The organism is Rhizobium jaguaris, assembly GCF_003627755.1.
Classification (GTDB): Bacteria; Pseudomonadota; Alphaproteobacteria; order Rhizobiales; family Rhizobiaceae; genus Rhizobium; species Rhizobium jaguaris.
Genome location: NZ_CP032694.1, coordinates 404,162 through 429,607 on the forward strand (window position 1 = coordinate 404,162; position 25,446 = coordinate 429,607).

The 25,446-nt window shown below is 61.4% G+C and carries 20 protein-coding genes and 2 pseudogenes; 7 read left to right on the top strand and 15 right to left on the bottom strand.

The features are described 5' to 3' along the window. Positions 1 to 51 precede the first annotated feature (51 nt). From CCGE525_RS01955 to CCGE525_RS01965, 3 genes are all read right to left on the bottom strand, one after another. Positions 52 to 411: a nuclear transport factor 2 family protein gene (locus CCGE525_RS01955; RefSeq protein WP_120702810.1), complete on the bottom strand. Its 360-nt coding sequence runs from the start codon at positions 409 to 411 to the stop codon at positions 52 to 54. Positions 412 to 501: 90 nt separating this feature from the next. Beyond that, positions 502 to 2,589, bottom strand: coding sequence for a penicillin-binding protein 1C (gene pbpC / locus CCGE525_RS01960; RefSeq protein WP_120702811.1), 2,088 nt, complete (start codon positions 2,587 to 2,589; stop codon positions 502 to 504). Positions 2,590 to 2,598: 9 nt separating this feature from the next. Continuing rightward, a complete protein-coding gene (locus tag CCGE525_RS01965) occupies positions 2,599 to 8,109 on the bottom strand; it encodes an alpha-2-macroglobulin family protein (protein ID WP_120702812.1) in 5,511 nt (1,836 codons plus the stop codon). 581 nt (positions 8,110 to 8,690) lie between these two features. Here CCGE525_RS01965 and phnC point away from each other — a divergent pair. The 4 genes from phnC (at position 8,691) to phnE (CCGE525_RS01985) (ending at position 12,541) form a co-directional block, all read left to right on the top strand. Beyond that, entirely contained in the window at positions 8,691 to 9,527 is an 837-nt protein-coding gene (gene phnC, locus CCGE525_RS01970) for a phosphonate ABC transporter ATP-binding protein (protein ID WP_120702813.1), read from the top strand. 63 nt (positions 9,528 to 9,590) lie between these two features. Then, complete coding sequence (phnD, locus tag CCGE525_RS01975) at positions 9,591 to 10,511, top strand: phosphonate ABC transporter substrate-binding protein (RefSeq protein WP_120702814.1); 921 nt, start codon at positions 9,591 to 9,593, stop codon at positions 10,509 to 10,511. Positions 10,512 to 10,799: 288 nt separating this feature from the next. Next, entirely contained in the window at positions 10,800 to 11,693 is an 894-nt protein-coding gene (phnE, locus tag CCGE525_RS01980; RefSeq protein WP_120702815.1) for a phosphonate ABC transporter, permease protein PhnE, read from the top strand. Next, entirely contained in the window at positions 11,690 to 12,541 is an 852-nt protein-coding gene (gene phnE / locus CCGE525_RS01985; RefSeq protein ID WP_120702816.1) for a phosphonate ABC transporter, permease protein PhnE, read from the top strand. The genes phnE (CCGE525_RS01980) and phnE (CCGE525_RS01985) overlap by 4 nt, the downstream gene beginning before the upstream one ends. 37 nt (positions 12,542 to 12,578) lie before the next feature. Here the strand turns inward: phnE (CCGE525_RS01985) and CCGE525_RS01990 are convergent, their stop codons facing one another. From CCGE525_RS01990 to phnG, 8 genes are all read right to left on the bottom strand, one after another. Further along, entirely contained in the window at positions 12,579 to 13,556 is a 978-nt protein-coding gene (locus CCGE525_RS01990) for a serine hydrolase domain-containing protein (RefSeq protein ID WP_120702817.1), read from the bottom strand. 152 nt (positions 13,557 to 13,708) lie between these two features. Then, positions 13,709 to 14,854, bottom strand: a complete 1,146-nt coding sequence (locus CCGE525_RS01995) for an alpha-D-ribose 1-methylphosphonate 5-triphosphate diphosphatase (RefSeq protein WP_120702818.1) — start codon at positions 14,852 to 14,854, stop codon at positions 13,709 to 13,711. Then, entirely contained in the window at positions 14,851 to 15,573 is a 723-nt protein-coding gene (phnL, locus tag CCGE525_RS02000; RefSeq protein WP_120702819.1) for a phosphonate C-P lyase system protein PhnL, read from the bottom strand. Before phnL ends, CCGE525_RS01995 begins: the two co-directional genes overlap by 4 nt. 3 nt (positions 15,574 to 15,576) lie before the next feature. Beyond that, positions 15,577 to 16,371 (bottom strand): phosphonate C-P lyase system protein PhnK, encoded by a 795-nt coding sequence (gene phnK / locus CCGE525_RS02005; protein WP_120702820.1) that lies wholly within the window; start codon positions 16,369 to 16,371, stop codon positions 15,577 to 15,579. Further along, a complete protein-coding gene (locus CCGE525_RS02010; RefSeq protein WP_120702821.1) occupies positions 16,371 to 17,321 on the bottom strand; it encodes an alpha-D-ribose 1-methylphosphonate 5-phosphate C-P-lyase PhnJ in 951 nt (316 codons plus the stop codon). Before CCGE525_RS02010 ends, phnK begins: the two co-directional genes overlap by 1 nt. Next, positions 17,318 to 18,415, bottom strand: coding sequence for a carbon-phosphorus lyase complex subunit (locus tag CCGE525_RS02015; protein ID WP_120702822.1), 1,098 nt, complete (start codon positions 18,413 to 18,415; stop codon positions 17,318 to 17,320). The genes CCGE525_RS02010 and CCGE525_RS02015 overlap by 4 nt, the downstream gene beginning before the upstream one ends. A 4-nt stretch (positions 18,416 to 18,419) precedes the next feature. Continuing rightward, positions 18,420 to 19,022 carry a phosphonate C-P lyase system protein PhnH gene (gene phnH / locus CCGE525_RS02020; protein WP_120702823.1) on the bottom strand — a complete coding sequence of 201 codons (603 nt, stop codon included), beginning with the start codon at positions 19,020 to 19,022 and terminating at the stop codon, positions 18,420 to 18,422. Continuing rightward, positions 19,019 to 19,501, bottom strand: coding sequence for a phosphonate C-P lyase system protein PhnG (gene phnG / locus CCGE525_RS02025; protein WP_120702824.1), 483 nt, complete (start codon positions 19,499 to 19,501; stop codon positions 19,019 to 19,021). The genes phnH and phnG overlap by 4 nt, the downstream gene beginning before the upstream one ends. A 239-nt stretch (positions 19,502 to 19,740) precedes the next feature. Between phnG and phnF the strand changes: the two genes are divergently transcribed. Next, positions 19,741 to 20,490, top strand: coding sequence for a phosphonate metabolism transcriptional regulator PhnF (phnF, locus tag CCGE525_RS02030; protein WP_162950109.1), 750 nt, complete (start codon positions 19,741 to 19,743; stop codon positions 20,488 to 20,490). Positions 20,491 to 20,595: 105 nt separating this feature from the next. On the opposite strand, the gene CCGE525_RS02035 is transcribed toward phnF, so the two are convergent. Further along, positions 20,596 to 21,591: an aldo/keto reductase gene (locus CCGE525_RS02035; RefSeq protein WP_120702826.1), complete on the bottom strand. Its 996-nt coding sequence runs from the start codon at positions 21,589 to 21,591 to the stop codon at positions 20,596 to 20,598. 136 nt (positions 21,592 to 21,727) lie between these two features. On the opposite strand from CCGE525_RS02035, the pseudogene CCGE525_RS02040 reads away from it, so the two are divergent. After that, positions 21,728 to 22,609: pseudogene (locus tag CCGE525_RS02040) on the top strand (LysR family transcriptional regulator); the annotation flags it as partial. 52 nt (positions 22,610 to 22,661) lie between these two features. Here CCGE525_RS02040 and CCGE525_RS02045 read toward each other — a convergent pair. After that, on the bottom strand, positions 22,662 to 23,153 hold the full coding sequence (locus CCGE525_RS02045) for a YciE/YciF ferroxidase family protein (RefSeq protein WP_120702827.1): 492 nt from the start codon (positions 23,151 to 23,153) through the stop codon (positions 22,662 to 22,664). A gap of 182 nt (positions 23,154 to 23,335) precedes the next feature. On the opposite strand from CCGE525_RS02045, the gene CCGE525_RS02050 reads away from it, so the two are divergent. Beyond that, positions 23,336 to 23,953, top strand: a complete 618-nt coding sequence (locus CCGE525_RS02050) for a hypothetical protein (RefSeq protein WP_120702828.1) — start codon at positions 23,336 to 23,338, stop codon at positions 23,951 to 23,953. 49 nt (positions 23,954 to 24,002) lie between these two features. Here CCGE525_RS02050 and CCGE525_RS02055 read toward each other — a convergent pair whose 3' ends face one another. Next, the gene (locus CCGE525_RS02055; protein ID WP_120702829.1) at positions 24,003 to 24,446 is read right to left on the bottom strand and encodes a GNAT family N-acetyltransferase; all 444 of its coding nucleotides are present in this window, start codon (positions 24,444 to 24,446) and stop codon (positions 24,003 to 24,005) included. Between the two features lie 19 nt (positions 24,447 to 24,465). Next, positions 24,466 to 25,415, bottom strand: a pseudogene (locus CCGE525_RS02060) (aldo/keto reductase). Positions 25,416 to 25,446 lie beyond the last annotated feature (31 nt).

Genomic DNA, 25,446 nt, shown 5'->3' on the forward strand with positions numbered 1-25,446 from the left:
GGCATGCCTCATATGCAATTGCCCTGCCCCAACGGGGAGAAGGTAAAAGAGCTACCGATGCAAATGATACACCTTGTTGACGATGGTCCATCGTCCGTCGATCTTCAGCAATGACAGATAGTCGGAAAAGCGCATACCGGCGAACTCGTCGACGACTTTGACGCTTGCGGCATCTCCCTCGATATCGATCAGCTCGATCTCCATCAGCGGCACTGTGTCGGGCGGTGCACTGCCCTCCTCGACGATCGCGCCGATGAATTCGTCGCGCGTCATCCACTCCACGGCGCCCTGATAATTGCCTATGATCGCTACCCTTGGATGCAGCGCCTTGCGCAGCGCCGGCTCATTCGCGAATGCCATGCCATCGACATAGAGGTGAACAACCGCACGGATTGCTTGCTCTTCTGACATCTCGCCGTTCCTCGTTTGAGTATTTGTTAATATAGTATAAACACTCCAACCCGCAAAAACAGTGGCGTGATCGCGAGGATTTGATGGGCCTTATTCCACGAAAATCCGCACGCTGGCGGCGCGGCCGGCGGCATCGATGACCGTTAGCGTCGAATAGCCGGCGCCATCCGGAATCCATTGATTGGTCCGGCGGCGGGAGAGGTCGGGCAGCGGCTTGCCGTTGGCGAGCCAGCGGAACGGTGCGCGGCCACCCTGCAGCTTCAACGCCAGCGGCATCGGCGGATTGGCGCTGTTGCTCGCGCCAAGGTCGACGCGCGCGCCTTCTGGCGGATAGACGATCTGTGGCGCCGGCTCGCGGGTCGAGGCCGACAGCAGGCCGGCTGCCGTGACTGAAAAACGCCGCTGGCTGATCGGCAGTTCGGTGGCGGAAATGCGCACCGCGCCCATGGGCGCCGGCGGAAACGGCGCTATGGCGACGCCCGACTTGGCGAAGCCCTCGAACAGGATGGGGGCGGCTGAGACATAACCTGCCAGGCCCGGCACAGCACCATTGTCCGGCCGGCCGACCCAGACGCCGAGCACATGCGCGCCGTCATAGCCGACGGACCACGCGTCGCGGTTACCGTAACTGGTGCCGGTCTTGTAGGCGATGCCGAGCTGCTTGCTGCCGGCCGGCGCAATGATGTCGGAGAGAATGTCGGTGATGTTCCAGGCTGCCACCGGCTCCATCAGCGGCTCGCTTTCGATCGGCCCGGGCTGATCCTGGATGCCGTCGCCGATCTGCATCGGTTTGCCGCGATTGGCAAGCCCCGCATAGAGCTGCACCAGATCCTTGAGCGTGATGCCGACGCCGCCGAGGCCGATGGCAAGGCCCGGCGCTTCGTTGGGCGGTAACACCGGTTTCACCTCTGCACGGCGGAAACGCACCAGGAGTCGCGTCGGTCCGACGGCATCGAGCAGGCGCACTGCCGGCACATTGAGCGACAGTTGCAGCGCCTCGCGCACGCTGACATCGCCCTGGTAGGTCATATCGAAATTCCGCGGGCGGTAGCCGTAGAAATCGGCAGGGCGGTCTTCGATGATGGTTTCCTGGGCGACATATCCCTCTTCGAAGGCAAGGCCGTAGATGAAGGGTTTCAGCGTCGAGCCCGGCGAGCGCAGGACGCGGGTCATGTCGATCCAGCCGGAGCGACTGGAATCGAAATAATTGGCCGAGCCGACCTCGCCGACGATTTCGCCGGTATGCGCATCCGCCATCACCATCGCGACCGAGACCTTCGGCCCGAGTCGCTTCGCCGCCTCATCGGCGACGGCTTCCAGGCCTTGCTGAATATCCCGGCGCAGCGTTGTGTGATGCTGAATGACGCCGGGTTGCTTGCGCAGCGCGGCTTCTGCGAGATGCGCGGCATAGGCCGGCAATTGCCGCCGCTTGGCCGGCACGGGAACGAGGGCTGCCCGCTCTGCTTCGCCCTCCCCAATCGCAGCCGCAACAGCAGCGCGGTCAAGCACGCGACGGCGGGCTGCCTCGGCGCTTGCGAGATTACGGTCGGGGCGGCGCTTTTCCGGCAATTGCGGCAGGGCGACAAGCAGGGCCGCCTGCGCGGCTGTCAGATGCCGCGGCTCTTTGCCGAAATAGGCGAGGCTTGCGGCCCGCACACCCTCCAGATTGCCGCCATAGGGCGCATGCGTCAGATAGAGGTCCAGGATTTGTTCCTTGCTGAGCCGCCGCTCGATCTGGATGGCGCGGACGATCTGCAGCAGCTTCGCCGGCACGGACCGCTCGCTGCGCGGCTCTATCAGCCGCGCCACTTGCATCGACAGCGTCGAGCCGCCCGAGACGATGCGGCCATGGCTGACGAGCTGCAGAAAGGCGCGGCCGAGCGCCATCGGGTCGACGCCATGATGGTGGTAGAAGCGCCGGTCTTCATAGGCGACCAGCATGCGCAGGAATTGCGGATCGACATCGGCGACATCGGTCTTCAGCCGCCAGCGCCCCTCCGGCGTGGCGAAGGCGCGGAGCAGCTCGCCATTGGCGTCGAGCACTTCAGCCGAAACGATGCCGGCCTTGTCGAGCGGCGGCGGAAAGGCGCGATCGGCGGCCTCGAGGCCAAAGACCAGCGCCGCCACCGAGAGGGCGCTCACCCCGACACCGATCGCAATTTTCCATCGCGTCTTCATGACCTGCTCTTACTGCTGTGCTGCCAGCACCTCCATGCGGCCCATCGCCGTGCGGGCCGAGAATTGCGGACGGTACATGTCCTCGACGCTCGCGGCCGGATGATCGTAGGTGCCGGGAGTAACAGCGCGTACGACATAGGCGAAGCTGAGATCGCGGTCCGACGATTGGTCGAAGGCGGCGACAAAGCGGTCGTTGCGGAACTCGACATGGGCCGGCTGTACATCGCTCAGCCAGTCGAAGTTCGAAAGCTGCGCGCTGTTGACGATGCTCGGATTGTCGATCTCGAAGCCGGCCGGCAAGAGGTCGGTGACGAGAACGCGCGACGGCCAATCGTTGGTTTCCGTGATATGCAGCACGACGACATAGCGTTCGTTCTGCTGCGCCTGGGTGATGTTCGCCTCATCGCCGTCGAGCGTGTAGTACTTGCGCTCGATGGTGAAGCCGTTGCCGCCGGCCGGCAGCGGTGTGACCGGAGCCGCGACCGTGGTCACGGCAGCCGACAGCGGCTGGCGGGTGGTGTTGGTGACGGTCAGCGGATGACCCATCAAGGCATCGCCGCTCATTTGGGCCATGTAAGCGCCGCTATGGGCAGCGCCGTTGACATCGAGCGTTAAGCCGTCATCGCCGTTTTGCAAGGCGCGGGCGGCGAGCAGCATCCAGGTCTGTTCCTGGGTACTGGTATAGGTCTTGGTCTGCCATTCCTTCGCGACGACCGACGCCAGATCCTGAATGATCGGCGGCACGGGACGGCTCTCAGCGGCAAGCGCCAGTACGGCGGCACCGTCGCGCAGCGACGAACCGTAGTCGGAGCGGACGAAGCTGACCTTCGTTACCGCCGCCTGTTGCGACATCTGCAGCGCATCGACGAAGATGTTGCGCGAGCGCTGCGCATCGCCATAAAGCGCCAGAGCCGCCGCCAGATGCGCCTTGGAGAGCGGGGTCGGGAAGTCGTTCAGCATGGTATCGGCGTAATAGCGCAGGTCGCTGATCGAAGCCTTCTTGTTGCGGGCGAGCACGTAGAGCGCATAGGCGATCTCGTTGCCCTGGTCCTTGACGTTGGTGTTGATGCTCAGCGAATTCTGGAGGTTCTCCAGCGCCTGCACCATGGCCTGATCCGGCACCGTGTATTTCTGCTCGCGGGCACGGGTCAGGAAGTCGGTAACATAGGCATCGAGCCAGAGATCGCCGGAGCCCGGACCCCAGAGGCCGAAGCTGCCGGTCGACGACTGGTAGGACATTTCGCGATAGATCGCGTCCTGAACGCGCTGATGGATTTCAGTGTCGTCGGCCAAGCCGTTCTTGATCGCCATCTCGCTGAAATAGAGCAGCGGCAGCGCGCTGCTCGCCGTCTGCTCGGCGCAGCCATAGGGGTAGCGGCTGAGGCTCATCAGCAAAGCGGGCACGTCGAAGGCGCCGGAGCGGCTGATATTGACGCTGACCGAAGCGCCCGGCAGCACGCTGTCGGCCAGCAGGTCGGCATTGACCGTCAGGCTCTTGCCCGGTGCGAGCGTGATCAGCCGCCGTTCGGTCACCGGCAACTGTGCGGGTCGGACTGGTATATCGACCGATTGGTCGAGCGACATTCCCGAAGCATCGGACAGCTTGATCGCGACCGTGCCGGCGCCCGGTTGCCCACCGGTCAGAGGCAGGGTGATGTCGTATTTGCCGCCCTGTTTCAGATTGATCGTCTGCTGTGCGGCGCTGGCATCGACGGTAACGGCCGAGTTGCCCGTGACTGCCAGCTTATAGTCGCCGGCGGGCGCGTCGGTATTGGCGATATCGAGCCGGAGATTGGCTTTATCCCCCGGAGCGAGAAATTTCGGCAGGCTGGCGGTGACGACGACCGGGTCGCGGATGATAACATCCTGCGTGGCATGGCCGATCCCTGCCTTTGACCAGGCGACCGCCATCAGGCGCGCCGTGCCGTTGAATTGCGGAATGTCGAAGCTGACATTGGCCTTGCCCTTGGCATCGAGCTTGATCGGGCCGGAGAAGAAGGCGATCAGCTTTTCGGTCGGCGGGCTCGCCTGCAGCGCCACTTGTCCACCGTCGCCGCCGGTGCGCAATCGCCCGGTGGCGCCGAGTGAACCGTCGATAAGGCGGCCGTAGAGGTCGCGGATTTCGAGGCCGAGCTGGCGCTGGCCGTAATACCAGTTGTCCGGGGCTGGCGGTTGGTAACGCGTCAGGTTGAGAATGCCGACATCGACGGCGGCAACCGTGACATATGCATCCTCGTTGGCGCCTGCGCCCACCACCTGCACGCCGATATTCAGCGGCTGGCGCGGCAAGGTTTTCTGTGGCGCATCGAGCTTGACCTGCAGCTTGCGTTCGCCGGGATCGACGGTCGCCCATTTGATACCGATCGCGCGCATCGGCATGCGGCTTTCCTGTGCGTCGCCCGGGCGGAAGAGGGTGGCGGTCACATAGGTGCCTGCGCCCCAGTCGGCGGTGACGGGAATGTCGACTTCACCGCCGGTGGCGCCGATATCGGCATTGGTGACCGAGATCAGCGTTTCGGAGCCGGCCGTCACCATCAACTGGCCGGCATAACGCGAGGTTACTTTCAGCTTAGCCGTATCGCCGACATGGTAGCTGTCCTTGTCGAGCGCAATCTCCAGCGCATCCGGCGTTTGCGTCGAGGTGGAGGCGACATACCAGCCGGCGTCGAATTCGACACTGGATTGCGGACCATTCGTATCGGCGGTCTCCACCTCCAGCCGGTAGCGGCCCCAGGTGACCGGTACGGAGATTTCCGCACCGTCCGTCGTGGCGTTGACCGTGCCGGTGGCGACCTGCTTGGTCGACATGACGGGCTCGTATTTCCAACTATTGCCGTCGCGGTACCATTGATAGTCGCGCTCGACAGCGAGCAGCTTCCAGGCCAGGCCCTGGATGGCCTGCTTCTGGCCGTTCTGGTCGACGGCGATGACATGGAAGTTGCCGATCGAATTTTCGCCGAGATCGCCGTCGAATTCCGGCTTGATGCCGATCCGCGGTCCATCGGTTTTGACCGGCAGCGTCAGCGAGCGCTCGACGGCGCGGCCGCCGGCCTCCTGCATGCGTACAGTGATGTTGGCGTTGAGGAGCTGCGTGGTCGAGGGTGTGTCGTTGATGGTGACGTCGAAAGTCGTCTTGCCGCCCTCGTCCAGCGCCTGCAGGTCTTCCAGCGGCACTTGCGAGCTCTCGGCCTTGTTGTCGCTGCTGCTGCTGTCGCTGTCGTTATCGCTATTGTCCTGCCCGGCGCCCTCGTCGGCGAGGCCGAATTCATAGCCTTTATAATCGGCGCTTTCGCGCGTCGGCTTCAGAGTAACTTCGCCTTCGAGGCTCAAGCCCGCGGCCGGCGCACCGTAGAGATACCGCCCTTCGATGTTGACCGGCGTCGGCTGGCCGACTTCGATCGCTTTGGCGTCGCTCTTCATGTCGAATTCGATGCGATCCGGCACAAAATCGTCGACGAGGAAAGTCTGCGAGCCGATGGAGGCGCCCTTCGGGTCGGTATAGATGTTCATCGTCCAGGTGCCGCGCATTGCGGTCTGCTGGAGCGGCAGGTCGACATTGTAGCCACCGAGCTTGCCGCCGTCGGTGACGATGCGGCGGTCCTCGACGCCGTCGGGGCGCAGGAAGACGAAGGTGAGCGGCAGGTTCTCGACCGCCATGGAGCTGACGTCACGGGCAAGAGCGGAGGCATGCACCGTCTCGCCGGCACGGTAGATGCCGCGTTCGGTCCAGGTGAGCAGATCGATCGCGCCCGGCGCCGTACGGCCGGTGACGCCGCGGTCGGAGAGATCGAAACCGGCGCGGGTCATGTCGAGGAAGACGTAGTCCTGGTCGCCGTTCTGCGCCGTGATGACAGCCGGGGTCATGCCCGCGGTGCCGCGCATCAGGCCGGCGCTGAAGGTGGCGCGGCCATTCGCGTCGGTCTTCGCGGTGCCGAGAATTTCATTGTTTTTTGCGAGTAGTTGCAATTGGACGCCTGCGATCGGCTTGGCACTGCCGAGCGAGCGGGTGAAGACGTTCAGCCCATCCGTGCCGGCATAGGTGGTGACACCGATATCTGAGACGACGAACCATTGCGTTGCCTGCGGATCCCATTCCTGGCCGGCGTTCGGTGCGACTGCGGTCAGGACGTAGACGCCGGGCTTGCGCTTCGGCAACGCCTCGTCGACCGGGAAGCTGGTGACGACATCCTTGTTGAGGTCCTGCTGGATATCGATCGAGCCCTGCCAGACCAGCTCGCCGCTGCTATTCTGTATGGTCTCGGCGCTGTAGTTGTCCATCTGCGTCAGGAACTGCGAATTGCTGAGCAGTTGGGCTATGTTGCGGTCGCCGATGCGGTAGAGCTTCAGGTTTGCAGTGGTGGCGTTGACCGAAACCAAAGGGATGCCGCGACGCGCCGTCGACGGCAGCACGAAATTGTCGCCGGTGAAGCGGATCGAGGCGGTGCGGTCCTTGACGTAGACCTCGATGTCCACCTGGGTGGCTAGATCCTCATCGACGGAGGAGGGCAGGCCGCGCCGCAGCGAAATCTTGTAGTGCTGGCCGAAGTCGAGGCCTTCGACGCAGATCTGGTTGTCCTTGGCATCGACGCCCTTCGGGGCGGCGCCATTGACGGTGACGAAGGGCGTGTAGTCGACGCCGCTCTTCACCAGTTTTTCGGAGAATTGCAGACAGGCGCGGGGCGAGGCGTTGTCGTTGTCGAGCGTGTTGCCGGTGACGCGGAAGCCCTGGCGGGCTCTCAGATCGTCATAGGCGGCCTGGATCGTCGGGGAGCCGACCAGAGCAAGGCTCGCCTTATAGGCGCTGAGCGACTGGCGATAGTTCTGCGCGTTTTGCAGCGCGGTAGCGAGCACGGCGAGCGCGTCGGCGCGGCTCCGCGTCGTGCGGGAAAGCTGATAGCCGTTGAGAGCGGCGTAAGCCGCCTGCGTGGCGACGGTCGTGTCGTTCGTTATCGTGTTGGCGGCACGCGCCATCTCGACCCAGAGATCGCCGTTGTCGGGCGCAAGCGACAGCGCGCCCTGAAAGGCGTTCAGCGCGTTGTTGACATTGCCTGAGGTCAGCTCGATGCGGCCGAGCGCCGTCAGGCTTTCGACGCCCTGTCCCTTCAACTCATTGGCGAGCGTGAGCCTGCTCTTCGCATCGCGTGCGCTCTGTACGAAATTGTCGGAAAGGAAGGGGAGGGCCGGTGCGGCGCCGATATCCGGCTCGCTGACGGCAGCGGTTTCGACGATCTTGCCGGCGACGGCTCCGGGGAAGCTGTTGAGCTGGTTGAAATCCGACTTCAGGAAGCACCATTTCACCTTGGGATTATAGGTGAAGGCCTTGCAGGACTTGTCGCCTATGCAGGAGGTCGAGCATTGATCCAGCGTAACGTTCTGCTCGGTACGCAGATCGAAGCCGAAGTAATCGCCATCCTGCGTGGTGACCACCTGCCGCCTGGCATCGGCGGCGCCCGCAGGCGTCAAGGCGGCGAAAGTGGCGAGAAAAAAGGCTGAAAATCCGATGAACGCGCGCTTAGACATAAGTCCCCCCAACGCTGCCCGTTTCGATGGCCGCACTCTTCAAACTTCGGGCTAATTTGTCAACCGAACGTCGAGACGTGGTCGCACGGATTACGACTATGCCGATCTGTTAGCGGGACGTCCCGGATCAGAACTCGCTGATTTCGCCCACACTTTCGCGGCTTTCAGCCGTATGCTCGATGGCGATGTCGGAGGCATCCAGGCTGCGTTATCTGGTCGCATGCCTTTTATCACCCCGACTGCCGCTTTTTCTCCCTTTGATCCGCCCGCGACGTGACGTCTTTTTGTAGGTTTCAAAGCATTTTAGCGGAGGCTGCCTCAGCTCGCGCCCGTCACCGTCCTGACATCAAACAGACATCTTCGAAGGTCCGTGCCATTATATCGCTTCTGGGGCGGGATTCGTAATACAAATGTCACGTTGAAAAGTATAATTGCTCTCAGCGACGTGTAATTTTCTCATTTCGAGAACTACGGCGCCACTATCGGTAGAATTACAAAAATATATATCCATACCATCAAGAAAATAGGTTCGCTTTTAAGCGTACCTTCTTGATGAATGGTGCGGGAAAATTGGAGACAGCATGCTGAAACTCAGCGCTGTAACGAAGATGTTTGGCTTGTCGACTGCGGTCAATTCTATTGATCTTGAGATCGGTAAAGGACAAATCGTCGGCGTTATTGGGCGATCCGGAGCCGGCAAGTCGACTTTGCTCAGGATCATCAACCGCCTGATCGATCCGAGCGAAGGCGCGATCGAGTTCGACGGCAAGACTGTCAGCGATCTCAAGGGACGCGAGCTCCGCCTCTGGCGCGCCCGTTGCGCGATGATCTTCCAGCAGTTCAATCTGGTGAACCGGCTCGATGTGTTGACCAACGTTCTGGTTGGCCGGGTCGCCACCAACGGCACATTGCCGATCCTTTTCAAACAGTTCTCCGCGGCGGAGCGGACCATGGCGGCGAAGGCGCTTGATCGCCTCAATCTGTTGCCACAGGCGTTGCAGCGCGCCGACACGCTTTCCGGCGGCCAGCAGCAGCGCGTGGCGATTGCGCGGGCGCTGGTGCAAATGCCTGACATCGTTCTTGCCGACGAGCCGATCGCGTCGCTCGATCCGCATAATGCCCGCCTCGTCATGGAGGCGCTGAAGGCGATCAACCGAGAAGACGGCATCACCGTCATCTGCAATCTGCATACGCTCGATGCGGCGCGCAGCTATTGCGACCGCATCATCGGCCTTGCCAAGGGCAGCATCGTTTTCGACGGCGGACCCGAAGGTCTGACGAGCGACGTGCTGCAACGGATCTACGGCGAGGATGGCGCTGCTCCCATCGATGAAAGCCTGACCGCCGGCCAGTTCGGACGCCCTGCTATCGGCGCTGGTGCCGGAATCGCTTCCGAGACCAATCCGGTCTGGGCCTGACCTTCCCCTTTTCCCACTCGGCGGGCGCTGCTGGCCGTCTTTCATCCCATGGAGTATTGACTGATGACCAACAATGTCACCCGCCGCACCGCTCTTTCCGGCCTTATCGTCGGCGGCCTGCTTCTTGCCGCTGTCCCTGCCAAGGCCGACTGGCGCGATCAGTACAAGGAATTGAATTTCGGCATTTCGAGCTCGGAGAATGAGCGCGACGCTGTCGCTCGTTACGACAAATTCTCCGCCTACATGACCAAGAAGCTCGGCGTTCCCGTCCACATTCTCTGGGGCACCGACTACGCCGCCGTCATCGAGGCGCTGCACTCCAACAAGATCCAGTTCGCAACCATCGGTGCCGCCAACTACGCCCTCGGCCGCAAGGTGATGGACGATAAGATCACGGCTGTCGCCACTAACGAAGACAACTACGGCTCGACCGGCTATCACTCGGTCATCGTCGTCAAGACCGACAGCCCATACCAGAAGATCGACGATCTCAAAGGCAAGGTGCTGGCTTGGGCCGATCCGAACTCGACCTCCGGCTATGCGGTGCCGCTCTATTTCATGAAGAAGGACGGCATCGATCCTTCGAAATTCTTCTCCAAGACGCCTTTCTCGGGTAGCCACGAGCTCGGAGTTGTCGGCGTCGTCAACGGCACCTTCGATGCTGCGGCCGACGACTGGACCAATCCGCAGAAGAGCAATGCATTGCGCATGGAGGGCAAGGGCATGGTGCCGAAGGGCTCGACCCGCGTCATCTGGACCTCGAACCTGATCCCGAACGGTCCCTATGTCATGCGCACCGACCTGCCGCAGGATCTGCAGGACGCCTATCGAAATGCCATTCTGTCCTATCCCAAGGAGGATCCAGCCGATTTCCAAAAGCAGACGGACGGAACGTCGAAGGACCTCGTGCCGGTCAAGGACTCCGATTACGACGACATCATCGGCATCACCCAGGCGAACGACGCCGACCGCCGCAAGCATTGAGGAGGAGGGGGGCTCGTCGGCCACCAGCCCTCGTGCTTCGAGGCTCCGGCCCTTCAGGCCTGCGCACCTCAGCATGAGGGCTGGTCTTCTGAGCCCGTTCCGAAGACTCGTTTCACCTGATGGTGAGGGTTGGCCTCGGGCGTCCGGATGCGAGTTTGATCCACCTCATGGTGAGGTGCCCTGTCATCGAAGCGACAGCGTAGATGGCAGGGCCTCGAACCAAGAGGTGGCCGCCGATCGGCCGCATCCGCAGATAGCAGAGAAAGTTTTTCGCATGAGCAAACGTCCATGTCTCCAATGATCGACGTCGGCCATACCGCCAGGATCGAAGCGTTCCACCGCTCCTTTGCGGTCGAGCGCCGCAAGCTGTGGCTCCAGACTGCGATCTATGGCGTATTGCTCGTCGCGGCGGTGATCTTCTCCGCCATGTTCAGCGGCTTCAGCTTCCGTGAACTCGCAAGCGGCCTGCCTGATGCCTGGCGTTACATATCCTCCACCTTTCCAGAGCTGCATTATGCCACGCTCGGCCATGATCTCGGCGAATGGTATTGGAACCTGCCGCGTTGGCTGGAACTGCTTGCCGAAACAGCGCTGATGAGCTTCGTCGGCACCATGGCCGGCAGTATTGCCGCGCTGCTTCTCTGCTTTTCCGCCTCGCGCAATCTTATGCGCAACAATACGCTCTATTTCCTGTCGCGCCGTTTTCTCGAGCTTGCCCGCACCGTGCCGGACACGGTCTATGCAATGATCTTCGTCTTCGCTTTCGGCATCGGACCGTTAGCCGGCGTTCTGGCGCTCGCGGTGCACACGACCGGTTCGCTCGGCAAGCTGTTTTCCGAAATCAATGAAAGCGTCGACACCAAGCCGATCGAAGGTGTCATGGCGGCGGGCGGCAACTGGCCGGTCATCATGCGGCTTGCCGTGCTGCCGCAGGTCATGCCGAATTTCATGAGCTATGCGCTGCTGCGCTTCGAATACAATATCCGCAGCGCCTCGGTGCTCGGCATCGTCGGCGCCGGCGGCATCGGTGAGGAGCTTTATCTTTCCATCCGCCAGTTCGACTATCCCGATATCAGCGCCATCGTCCTGCTGATCATCATTGTCGTCATGGCCGCAGACCTGAGCTGCGAAGCCATCCGTCATCGCATGATCAGCAAGGAATCCCTGCGGTATACCTCATGACCAGCTCTACCCTTCTTCCTGAAACGGGCGAAATTGCAGCTTGGCGCTACGCACATCCGGAGCTTTTCGCCAGACCCTTCGCAGAGCGTTGGCGCAGCCGCGGCATCGCGCTGCTGCTGGCGGCAATCTTCGTGTTCGGCCTCTGGTGGATCGACGCCACACCGATGCGATTCTGGAACGGTGCCGGAAGGCTCGGCTTTCTCATCAAGCTGATGCTGCCGCCCTCGAGCGGAGGTGTGTTCGGCACCTATCTGCAGGCGCTCGGCGAAACGCTGGCCATGGCCTTCTTCGGCACGTTTCTGTCGACCATCGTCGCCTTTCCGCTCGGCTTCCTCGGCGCGCGCAACGTCGTGCCGAACATCTTCCTGCATTTCGGCTTCCGCCGCGTGCTCGACGTGCTGCGCGGCATTGATATCCTGATCTGGGCGCTGATCTTTGTTAGCGCCGTCGGCATGGGCCCCTTTGCCGGCGTGCTCGCCATCGCCTTTTCCGACGTCGCATTCCTCACCAAGATCTATGCCGAGGCGATCGAGAATGTCGACCGCAAGCCGATAGAGGGCACGCAGGCCGCCGGTGCCAACCAGCTGCAGGCGATCCGCCTGGCCGTCGTGCCGCAGGTGCTGCCCGTCATCCTGTCCAGCGCGCTCTATTTCTTCGAATCCAACGTCCGCGCCGCCACCATCCTCGGCATCGTCGGCGCCGGCGGCATCGGCCTGGAGTTGTCACAGCAGATACTGGTCAACAATTGGGATCAGGCGCTGTTCATCATCATCATGATGCTGGTTGCCGTCGCCATCATCGATTCCATCTCACGGCGAATTCGACTGAAGATCATTGGCGGCAAGTAATGCGGGGAGACGTGGCGGCCATGGCATAACGGCCCCGTCAGGAAATCGCCTTTGATGCCGACAACATGAAGTCGCTAAGCCTTGCCCAGTCGGCCTGAGTCTTGGTTTTGCTCGTCGCAAGGGTTGCCAAGACAAGCTGTTTCTCCGGCATGACGGCAATCATTTGTCCGTGGTGGCCATGGGCAAAATATCGGAACGCCGGAAGTTGGGCGGCAATGGTACTGCCTTCTCTCTGCGCCTTGCCATCCGGCCCCGTCGTCCACCACATGTAACCGTAGCTGCCTATGGCAGGCATTACAGAATGGGCGGTGACGCTTTCCAGAACCCATTCGCGCGGAACAATCTGGTGTCCCTTCCAATTGCCCTCATTGAGATAGAGATGTCCGAAGCGCGCCATGTCTCTGAGCGTCAGGTGGATGTGGTAGGCGGAATGGATGGAGTCCTCGCCTCGAAGAAACGCGCAATCATCAAGCCGGAAATCCCGCATGCCGATCGGTCCGGCTATATATCGTTGAAATCCCTCTAATACGGAATGGCCGCTGGCTCTCTCGTAGATCGTGCCCAACGCATTGAAATCCCAATTGTTGTAGTACCAGAAGGTGCCGACAGGGTGTGATCCCCGCGCCGGCCTCGCCGCCTTCATCTCCGCGCTTTCGGCCAGCGCGGGATGATAGATCCCAGAACGCGCCATGATCAGATCGCGGACGGTGGCTTGCTTTTCAGCATCCGTGAGTGCCGGTTCCACGTCGTCGATGTCGAGGTCCTTCAGCGTCGCGCCGAGATCGATGCGGCCTTCTTTCACTTCAATGCCGATCAGGGCGCTCAGCAGACTTTTCCGGACCGATCTGATCAGCACTTTCTGCTTTGGATCGCCGCCCCAGGCGAGCACCTTTCCGCGGTGAACTATCGCAGCGCTGATTGCGCCAAAATCGGAGGCTGCCTGCAAAGCGTCTTCCAGCAATTCGGCATCATAGCCGCTGCCATCGACTTGCCATTCGTCATCAGGAAAATGCATTTCGTTGCTACCGAAAGGTGAAGAAACTGTCCCTTTGATATCGATGCAACTCAAGCGTTTTTATGACAGCTTGAAATTTCGCTCGGGAGAGTCCGTCACCAATCGGCATGCAATGATCCAGGCTGCGCTCAACGGCAAAGCGATGCTTTGGCTCAATAGGTCTGCCGCCCCTCCGTCCAAACAGACCGTACCACCGGCAACCCTTCCACCAGACTGACTCGGACGAGATCGGCGCGTTTGCCCGATGCAATGCTGCCGCGGTCGGTAAGACCGACGGCCGTCGCCGGGTTGAGCGTGATAGTGCGGATCGCATGCGTCAGGTCGTAGCCGATATCCTCCGCCGTCAACGCGAAGGCGCTCTGCAGCAGGCTGATCGGCACATAGTCCGACGAGACGATGTCGAGCAGCCCACGCCGGGCGAGATCGGCGGCACCGACATTGCCGGTGTGCGAGCCGCCGCGAATGATGTTCGGCGAGCCCATGAGGATTGCGAGGCCGTGCTCGCGGGCGGCTTCCGCAGCTTCGAAGGTCGTCGGGAATTCGCAGATGACCACGCCTTCGCTAGAAGCCTGAGTGATATGATCCGTGGTTTCGTCGTCGTGACTGGCAAGCGGGATGCCCTTGGCACGGCCGATTTCGACCAGTGCTGCGCGATTGACGGGACCGATGGCGCGTGAAGCTTCCATCAGCTCCGCGATTGCGCGATCGAGCTCTTCGGCTTCCAAAGCGCGGTAGGAAAGTTGCTTCTTCTTATATTTTTCCAGATCCGGCGACTGGCGTTGACCCGGCGAATGATCCATCACCGACATCATGCGCGTCAGCGGATCGGCGGCGAAAGGTTCGAACATCTCGACCACGCGCTCGTCGGTGATCTCGCAGCGCATGTGCAGCTGGTGGTCGGCGCGCAGCAGGCCGCGTGCGCGGGCGGTGCGGATGCCCTCGACCATGGGCATCAGGATTTCGTTACGCTCGGGATTACGCAGGCTGGAGCCGATGCAGATGGCGTCGAGCACCGTCGTAATCCCGGACGAAATGATCTGCGCGTCATGCGCCATCGCTGCCAGCACGGGGTTGAAACGCACGCCGGGACGCGGCATGACGTGCTTCTCCAGGCTGTCGGTGTGGAGATCGACAATGCCTGGCATCAGATAATCGCCGTTGAAGTCGATCGCGCTGGGGGCCGCACTCGACCCCGTGGAGACATCATCGATACGGCCACGGGCGATGTGGACGGTGCCCTCGATGACCTCCCCGGGGAGGATAACCTTGGCGTTGGTCAGGACGAGTGAATCGATCACGCTGCGCTCCCTTGATAAGCCAGAACTTCGAAGAGACGGTCTGAAACGGCGTCGCGCACTTCCTGATCGTGGAAGATACCGACGATCGCCGAGCCGCGTGCCTTCGCCTCGAGAATGATGTCGATGACAGTGTGGCGGTTCTGAGCGTCCAGCGAGGCCGTCGGCTCGTCCAGCAGCAGGATGGGGTAATCGACCGCGAAGCCGCGGGCAATGTTGACGCGCTGCTGCTCGCCGCCGGAAAAGGTCGCCGGCGCCAGGCTCCACAACCGTTCGGGGATGCGGAGCCGCGTGAGCAACGCCTTGGCTTTCGCTTCGGCATCTTCACGGGAGATGCCGCGCATCAGAGCCGGTTCGGCGACGATGTCCAGCGTCGGCACGCGCGGGATGACGCGCAGGAACTGGCTGACATAGCCTATAGTGCGGCGGCGGACTTCCACCACTTCCCAAGGCTCTGCCGTCGCGAGATCGACTACGGTATCGTCATGCTCGACCAGGATCGAACCCTTGTGCGGCTTGTAATTGGCATAAAGCGAACGCAGCAGCGTCGACTTGCCGGCGCCCGAAGGTCCGTGCAGGCAAACGCATTCGCCGCGCCGCACATCGAGATCGAGATCGGCGAAGACCGGGATGCGCGTGCCGCCCTGCGTGTGAAGCGTGAAGGTTTTTGACAGCGAGCGAACGCTGATAGGCGTGCTTGCGGAGTTGTTATCGTCGTTCATCGCTCAGACCTGCAACACGGAGGAAACCAGAAGCTGGGTGTAGGGATGGTGCGGGTCGTCCAGCACCTGATCGGTCAGGCCCTGCTCCACGACATCGCCACGCCACATCACCGTCAGCCGGTCGGCGAGCAAGCGGACGACCGCAAGATCGTGCGTGACGACAATGGCGGCGATGCCGAGTTCGCGCACCAGCCCGCGCAGCAAATCGAGCAGGCGAGCCTGTACCGAAACGTCGAGGCCGCCGGTCGGCTCGTCCATGAAGACGAGGCGTGGCTTGGTCACCAGATTGCGGGCGATCTGCAGGCGCTGCTGCATGCCGCCCGAAAAGGTAGTCGGCTTATTATCGGTGCGGGCAATGTCAAGCTCGACTTTGGAGAGCCAATCCTCGGCATTGGCGCGGATCTCGCCATAGTGACGCTCGCCGACCGCCATCGGCCGCTCGCCGACATTGCCGCCGGCGCTGACATTCATTCTGAGGCCGTCGCGCGGGTTCTGATGGACGATGCCCCAATCGGTGCGCATCAACATCCGCCGCTCCGGTTCGGAGAGCGACAGGATGTCGATCAGACCATGCCGGCGTGTATCGTACTCGATGCTGCCGGCATCAGGCTTCATGCGGGCCGAGAGGCAGTTCAGCAGCGTCGACTTGCCGGAGCCGGACTCGCCGACGATGCCGATGACTTCGCCGGGATAAAGCGTGAAGGAGATATCCTTACAGGCGGCGACATCGCCGAATGTTTTGGAGATGCCGTTGACGCGCATCAGCGGCGCGCGGCGTGGAGTTGAAACAGCAGCCATTACGACGGCTCCTTCTCGGTTTCGTTGAGCGAGGTCAGCGCCAATGCCGTCGGATTGCCGCCTTCCGGGCCGACATGGCCGGCCGCGCGGCGGGTGGCGCAATGGTCGGTATCGGAGCAGACGAACATGCGGCCGCCCTTGTCGTCGGTGACGACTTCGTCGAGATAGCTGTCGGTCGCGCCGCAAAGCGCGCAGCAGCTTTTCCAGCTCTGCACCTTGAAAGGATGATCGTCGAAATCGAGGCTGCGAACCGTCGTGTAGGGCGGCACGGCATAGATGCGCTTTTCGCGGCCGGCGCCGAAAAGCTGGATAGCCGGATTGTGCGTCATCTTCGGATTGTCGAATTTCGGGATCGGCGTCGGCGACATCAGGTGCCGGCCATTGACCATGACCGGATAGCTGTGCGCAGTGACGATCTGGCCGAAGCGGGCGATATCCTCGTAGAGACGTACCTGCATCAGCCCATATTCGGCATAGGCATGCATCTTCCGCGTCTCGGTTTCGCGCGGTTCGAGGCCGCGCAGGGGTTCCGGCTGCGGCACCTGGTAGACGAGGATTTGCCCCTCTGCGAGCGGCGTTTCCGGCACGCGATGGCGGGTCTGGATGACGGTAGCCTCGGAGGTCGCCTCGGTCGTCTCCACGCCGGCGACGCGGGTGAAGAAGCGGCGGATGGAAACGGCGTTCGTCGTATCGTCGGCGCCCTGGTCAATGACTTTCAAGACATCTTTCGGGCCGATGACGCTTGCCGTCACCTGGATGCCTCCGGTGCCCCAGCCATAGGCGAGCGGCATCTCGCGGCCGCCGAACGGCACCTGATAACCGGGTACGGCGACTGCCTTGAGGATCGCGCGGCGGATCATTCGCTTCTTCTGCTCGTCGAGATAGGCGAAGTTATAGGCTTCACCGGCCTTCGGTTTTTCCTGGTTCTTGTCTTCGTGGGCCGCGCTCATTCGGCTGCCTCCTTGGTTTGGCGTGCCTCGAATTCCGCGCGCAGACCGCGCAGCAGCTGGAGGTCGCCTTGGAAATCGACATAGTGGGGAAGCTTCAGATGCGACACGAAGCCGGCCGCCTCGACATTGTCGGTGTGATAGAGGACGAATTCCTCGTCCTGTGCGGGGAACTGCGCCATCTCGCCGAGTTCGTGGCAGCGCAGCGCCCGGTCGACCAGCGACATCGCCATGGCCTTGCGTTCGCTCTTGCCCAGCGCCAGGCCGTAACCGCGCGTGAAGCGGGCAGCTTCCGTCTTCGAGCCGCCGAACTGATTGATCATCTGGCATTCGGTGACGACGATGTCGCCGATCTCGATGGCGAAGCCCAGTTCCTCCGGCACGAATTCGACTGGCACTTCGCCCATGCGGATTTCGCCGACATAGGGATGGCTGCCGCCGTAACCGCGCATCGTCGAATAGGCGAGCGCGGTGAGAAACCCTTCGTCGCCGCGCGCCAGGTTCTGCAGCCGCTGATCGCGGTTTGCCGGAAAGGCCATGGGCTGGCGTGTGAGGTCGTAGACCGGCTCGCCTTCACGGACGGGGATCTCATGCTCCATGAAATCCTCCTGCCCCACGATATCGGTGACGCGCGGCATGGAGCCATCGAGCGGTTGATTGGCGATTTCCGCCTGAGGCGCCGAACCTTCCCTCTCCATCAGACCGAAGTCCAGCAGGCGGTGGGTATAGTCGTAGGTCGGGCCGAGCACCTGGCCGCCCGGCAGGTCCTTGAAGGCGGCCGAAACACGGCGCTCGATGTCCATGTCTGCCGTGTCGATCGGCTCGGTGACGCCGATGCGGGGCAAGGTCGTGCGATAGGCGCGCAGCAGGAACACGGCCTCCACTACGTCGCCCTGCGCCTGCTTCAGCGCCAGTGCTGCCAATTCGCGATCGTAGAGCGAGCCTTCGGTCATGACCCGATCGACGGCGAGGCCGAACTGGCTTTCGATCTGGCCGACCGAAAGCTCCGGTTCCGACGTATCGCCGCGCCGCTCCTCGGCAATCAGCTTGTGGGAATTCAAAATGGCGCGTTCGCCGCCTTTGACTGCAACATACATGGGATTATGCCTCCACTCTGATGCCGCGCGGCAGGCCGATGATATCGCTGCCGCTCACGAAAATCACATCGACGCCCATCGGATAGAGCCCGTGATTGTCGTCCCAATCCTGCCAGAATCCGTCCGGCAACCCGTCAATACTGCAGGTCGTAGCATGCTGTATGCCCGGGCCGGTCCAGCGCATCGGTTTTCCCGAGGTCAGCGACGGAGCCTGCACGATGAGCGTGCAGGATGTGTCGGGATATTTGTCGTCGCCGAAGGAAAAGGCCGACAGCGGCGGCATCTCCGACGCCGTCGTCAGGATGGCGAAGCGGCAGATGGCGGTATCGGAGACCAGCGGCGAACCGGCATGGAAGCGGATATAGTTTGCGGCGGCCGAGGTGTTTTCGAGGTCGAGCCAGACTGGCGTCTCGAAATCGAGGAGGGTCAGCACGATCGCGGCCGTCGCCGGCATCAGGAGGTCGGGCACGTCGGCAAGCCGATCCAGCGCTTGGACACGACCGGGATAGGCCGTGGCGTCGAGAATGCCGCGAAAGGTCGCCTGGGTATCGAAAATCGGCTCGGCAAAGCCCGGCTTAAGGTTTCTCGTATCGATAGCGACGCTCATTTCTTCGTCTCCGCGCGCACCATGGTGAAGAATTCGACTTTGGTGGAGGCGGCTTTCAGGCTCTTCTGTTGCCGCCGTTCGGCCTGTTTGCCTTCGAGGCGTTCGATGACCGTGCTGGCGATCGCGAAACGATGCTCCGGCTTCTGCATCAGCGCATCGAACACAGCGGCAAGCTCCGCCTGCCTGGTGTCGCGGCCTTGGACATAGGCATAACCGGTCGTGCCGTCGGCAAGCCGCAGTGCGCAGCGCGTCATGCTCATCTCGGTCATGTTGAAGGCGTCGCCCGTGCCGCCGGCTCGCGCCCGCACCATCACGAGGCCAACCTCCGGCTGGCGCAGCCATTCATAGGCCGGCTGCTCACGCAAAGCGCTCCAGGCCTCTTCCAGTTCACTGCGGCCGGCGCGGGCCAGGATGCCCATCCAGCGCTTCCGGTCGGCATTGTCGCCAGCCGCTACGTCTTGTGTATCGTCTTGCACCATCTCGCCCCCGAGGAAAGCCGGTTTGCGGTCATGACCGCGCGTCCACCGCGATGTCTTTGGCGGCGGAGAAACACGGGAAATCGCAAACCCAATATAACAAAGGTCCGTACCTTATTTTCGCAGTACGGACCTTTACAGACCGTCTATTTCACCCTTATGACGATGGCAGAAATGATTTCGGTGAGGCGAAGTCTCCCGATGAAACCTGGCCGGGCGGCCATGCGCAAAGGATCGGAAACATGGCTTCAATGGCAGAAACCGGTGACATCCGTAGTGGCGAGGGTCACGAGCGCGGCCGGCTGTGGCGTAGTGTCGCGTTGTCGCTTCGTGAGGATATCCGCAACGGCAAGCTTGTTGCCGGCATGCAGTTGATGACCGAACTCGACATGGCCCGCCATTTCGACGTCAGCCGCTTCACCGTCCGCCGGGCGCTGGCCGAGCTGGAAAAGGAAGGCCTGATTCGCATTGAACATGGACGCGGCCTGTTTGTTGCAGAAGACGCAATTCCCTATGCGCTCGGCGAGCGCACGCGTTGGACCGAAAATATGAGTCGCGCCAGCCTCGAAAGCCAGCGGCGGATCCTGGCAAGCACGGTCGAGGAGGCCGATGCCGTCACATTGCGCAATCTCGAATTGCCGCGTGGCGCCGAAGTGGTGGTGATCGACTCTATGGGTGAGGTCAGCGGCCGGCCGCTCAGCATGGCACGCAGCTATTTTCCCGCTGAACGCTTCCGCGGCATTGACGAATTGCTGCGGCTGAATCCGTCGCGCACCGTCGCCTACCGCTCCTTCGGGATCAACGATTACAAGCGCAAAAGCACCCGCATCATTGCCCGCCTGCCAAGCGTGCGCGAAGCCAAGACCTTGAAATTGCCGAAGACGCGGCCGGTGATCGAAATCCACAAGGTCGACGTCGATACCGAGGGACGCCCGATTTCCTTCGGCATCTCCTGCTTCTCCGGCGACCGCGTCCAGCTCGTTATCGAATAAGTGCATCGCGCTTTCCATCTCGATCTGCGCTATTGAAAAACAAAAAATCGGCACCAGCGATGAGGCCGATGCCGATTTTGGGTAATGCTGAAACGAAGAATAGACTTACCGGTTGGTCATCGCCAGCCCCGAGTCGGAGTAGCGTTTGCCCGCCACTTGTTCGAGCGGAATGATGTCGCTCAGTTCCTGAACTTCGCCGGCCGAGAGCGTGATGTCGGCGGCGGCGGCATTCTGCTCCAGATGGTGCAACTTGCGGGCGCCGGGGATCGGTACGATGTCATCGCCTTGGTGCAGCACCCAGGCGAGCGCCAACTGCGCCGCAGTGACGCCATTGTTCTTGGCGAAGGCTTCGAGCTTGGCGACGAGGGCGGCGTTGGCGTCGAAGTTCTCGCCCTGGAAACGCGGCACGTTGCGGCGGAAATCGTCGGCTGCGAGATCGCTCATATTGCGGATCGCACCGGTCAGGAAGCCGCGGCCGAGCGGGCTATAAGGTACGAAGCCGATGCCGAGTTCACGGCAGGCGGCCAGCACCTCTTCCTCCGGATCGCGGCTCCACAGTGAGTATTCGCTTTGTACGGCGGCAATCGGATGCACGGCATGGGCGCGGCGGATGGTGGAGGCACTTGCTTCGGAAAGCCCGAGCGCACGCACCTTGCCCTCCTTCACCAGCTCCGCCATTGCGCCGACGGTATCTTCGATCGGAACGTTCGGATCGACGCGGTGTTGGTAGAAGAGGTCGATGACATCGGTATCGAGGCGCTTCAGCGAGGCTTCGGCCACCTCTTTCACATGCTCGGGCCGGCTGTCGACGCCGACCATCGCCGCCGGACCAGATTTTTCCAGATCGAGCTTGAAGCCGAATTTCGTTGCGATCACGACGCGATCCCGGACGGGCTTCAGCGCACGGCCGACCAGCACCTCATTGGTGAAGGGACCGTATGTTTCGGCGGTATCGAAAAAGGTGACGCCGAGATCGACGGCCCGATGCAGCGTCTTGATGGACTCGTCGTCATTGGTCGCGCCATAGGCGAAGCTCATGCCCATGCAGCCGAGGCCGACGGCGGATACGGTGAGTTCCTTGCCGAGTTTGCGGGTTTTCATAATCGTGTCCTCTTGAGCTTAATTCCGGTCCGCGGCGGCCATCTTTGCCGGCTGCGTGACAGACAAGAAACTATGCCTGCCGATAACGAATGAAAATGCATGCAAATCCAAATGGGCTGTTCTATTATTTAGATCAATGAACAGAACTCAGCTCTCCCAGTTGGCGGTCCTCGCCGCCGTTGCCGCCCATCGCAGCTTCCGTGCCGCCGGCAAGGAATTGTCGATCGCGCCTTCTGCAGTCAGCCATGCGATCTCCAGTCTCGAGGAAAGCCTGGGCGTGCGCCTGCTTGCCCGCACCACCCGAAGCGTCTCGCCGACCGAGGAGGGCAAGCTGCTGCTGGAGCGCCTGGCACCGGCACTGGAGGAAATCGACATCGCATTGGAGGATACGCTCGCCGCCCGCGGGCGTCCGGCCGGCAACCTTCGCATTTCCGCGCCGCGTTTTGCTACTGATCTGCTGCTTGCCCCGCGCCTCGGCGATTTCCTGAATACCTATCCCGATATCACGCTGGAGATCGCCAATGAGGACGGTTTCACCGATATTGTCAGGGAGGGTTTCGATGCCGGTATCCGGCTGGAAGAGAGCCTTGAGGCGGACATGATCGCGGTGAAGATATCGCCGGATATCCGCACCGTCATCGCCGGCTCCCCAGCCTATTTCGAGAAGAACCCGAAGCCCTTGCATCCACGCGATCTCGTCCATCACCGCTGCATCAAGCGACGATTTACCGATGGCTCTCTCTATCGCTGGGAGTTTGAGAAGGACGGTCGTGAGCTGATTATAGCTGTCGACGGGCCCTTGATTGTGATCGAGGACCGGCTCGCGGTTCTGGCGGCGGTCAATGGCGCCGGCCTCGCCTATCTGTTCGACATTCGCGTGCAACAGGAACTGGCTGAGGGCAAGCTCATCCGCGTGCTGGAGGACTGGTGTGCACCCTATCCCGGCTTCTGCATCTATTATTCCAGCCGTCGCCAGATGCGCCCGGCACTCAGGGCTTTCATCGATTTCTTCAAATATACGGGTAGCGGAAGAGCAGCAGGGGCGTCCCGTTGCTCTTTCCGTCAGAGAATCATGCCGCGGCTTTCCTGTTGGCGGCGGTCATCGCCAGCTTCGAGAGTGTCCTGTCGGTTTTTCCCGCTTCCTGCAGCGTCTGGTCGAGCAGCTGGACGACCTGTTTTTGGCCGAGAGTCTCTGCCCAGGTGCGCAGCGAGCCGTAGCGGGCGATCTCATAGTGCTCGACGGCCTGCACGGCGGAAATCAGCCCTGCATCGAGAACAGGCGTTCCCTTGAAGTCGTCGATGATCTCCTGGCCTTCGGCAATCATCCCTTGGATGGCTTCGCAGGTCTTGCCATGCGCGCGCTTACCGATCAGTTCGAAAACCTGTTGCAGCCGTTCGACATGTCCCTCGGTTTCCTGCAGGTGTTTTTCGAAGCCGGCCTTGAGGTCCGGCGATTGTGCCTCGCGCGCCATCTTTGGCAGCATCCGAATGATTTGCTTTTCGGCGTAGTAGATGTCCTTCAGCGTATCGTAGAAAAGATCTTCCAGCGTCTTCTTGCCCATTGTCTCTCTCCTTGTTTTCCAGCCAGATTTTTATGGCCAGATTTTTTTGAGATGCCGCCGGTGGCGACGTCTACACAAGCCGGCGCAAACCGATTTGTTCCACTGCTGACGGAATTCGGAGCGGTGCTGTGAAATAACACGTCCGCACCAGCCGCATGAACAAAGGGAAGGGGTATAAGACAATGAAAAAGCCGGGATCGATGAAGGGCCTGGAGGAGCTCGGCCGAGTCAGGCTGTCGAAGAACTTCTTCTTCCGCGATTTCCTGCATTCGGAGATCGCCGATTTCTATCGTATTCCCAATATCCCTGAGGACCCTGATCTGGCGATCGAGTCCGGCAGCCGGCTTTGCGAGGAACTGCTGGAACCGCTGGAGGCGACCTTCGGCCGGCTGCATATCCGCTCCGGCTATCGTGCGCCTGATGTCAATGCCTTCGGCAACAGGAACGGCTTGAACTGCTCGACCAATGCCCATACCGCTGCGCATCATATCTGGGACATGCGTGATCTCGATGGCTGTATGGGCGCGGCAGTCTGTATCGTCGTGCCGTGGCTGATCGACAATTGCCGCGAAGAGGGCGATTGGCAGAAGCTTGCATGGTGGATCCATGATCATCTGCCCTATGCATCGCTCTGCTTCTTCCCGAAATTATGGGCCTTCAACATTCAGTGGCACGAGCGGCCGCAAAGGACGATCCAGAGCTTTGCCCAGCCTCGCGGCATGCTGACCAAGCGCGGCATGGCAAATTGGCAGGGCGATCATTCGGCCCTCTACGAAGGGCTTCCGAAGCCGGTTATTTGACTGGGCATGGTCTTATCCAAAACCGCTTCGCACTTTTTGGGATCATGCCTTAAAAATTGATGCGGTAACGGATGTGTCCGTCGCTCTCGACGTAACTGTCATAGAGTTTGCGGGCCGTGCTGTTGCTCTCTTCCGTATGCCAATAGAGCCGCGCCCAGCCGTTCTTTTTGCAGAGCGCAACGAGATCGTCCAGCAGCGCTCGGCCCAACCCCCGGCCTCTCGCGCTTTCGGCGACGAACAGGTCTTCCAGATAGCAATCCGGCGCACGGACCCAAGTGCCCTCATGTGTCAGACAGAGCGTAAAACCCTTGACCTCGCCATCGACTTCGGCAATGCGCATGAAGATGGCGGACGCCGGATCGAAGACCCGGCGCCATGTCTTGTCGGTGATATCGGGCGCGATGCCGACGCCGTAGAAAGCGAGGTAGTCGGCCCAGAGCTCGCGCCACCGGGTTTCGTCCTCAGGTCTGGCATCACGGATCACCACGGTCATCGGTTTGTTCCTGCTTACTTTATTCGCCGGCTTTGTCGAGCAGGCTCATGGCTTCGTCGGAAAGCGAGAGCTTCGCCGAATTGATCAGCGCGTCGAGCTGGCTGAGGCTGGTGGCGCTGGCGATCGGCGCGGTGACACCCTTTTGCGCAGCAGCCAGGCGAGCGCGACATCGGCCGGTGTCGACCTGGTTTCCGCCGCGACGGTGTCGAGTGCGGCGAGAATGCGGAAACCCTTGTCGTTGAGGTAGGCTGTGACGCGGTTTTCGCGCGCCCGGCCTTCGGTATCGGCCTTGCTGCGGTATTTGCCGGTGAGGAAGCCGGCCGCGAGGCTGAAATAGGTGATGACGCCGATCTCCTCTTTTACGCAGAGATCTGCGAGCGGGCCTTCGAAGCTGTCGCGTGCATAGAGATTGTATTCAGGCTGCAGCACGTCGTAGCGCGGCAGGCCGGCCTTGCTGGCCGCATCGAAGGAGGCCTGCAACTGCTTGGCATTGAGGTTAGAGCAGCCGGCATGGCGGATCTTGCCCTGCTCCTTCAGCTTGGCATAGGCGCTGAGCGACTCTTCATGCGGCGTTTCCGGGTCCGGCCAGTGCGAAAGATAGAGGTCGATATAGTCGGTCTGCAGCCGCTTCAGCGAATCCTCGACCGCCTGCAGGATGTAATCCGCCTTTAGGCCCTTCTTTCCGGGACCCATGTCCGAGCCGACCTTGGTAATGATGATGGCCTTGTCGCGCGCAACGCGTCCCTGCTTCAGCCACTTGCCAATGATTTCCTCGGAATCGCCGCCCTTGTTGCCAGGGACCCAGCTGGAATAGACGTCGGCAGTGTCGATCGTGTTGAAGCCGGCGTCGAAGAAGGCATCGAGCAGAGCGTAGGAGGTCTTCTCATCGGCCGTCCAGCCGAAGACATTGCCGCCGAAGACGATCGGTGTGGTGAAAAGGTCAGTTCGTCCAAGCCTACGCATTTCCATAATGACTCTCCAAATCGCTTGAGCAAATGGC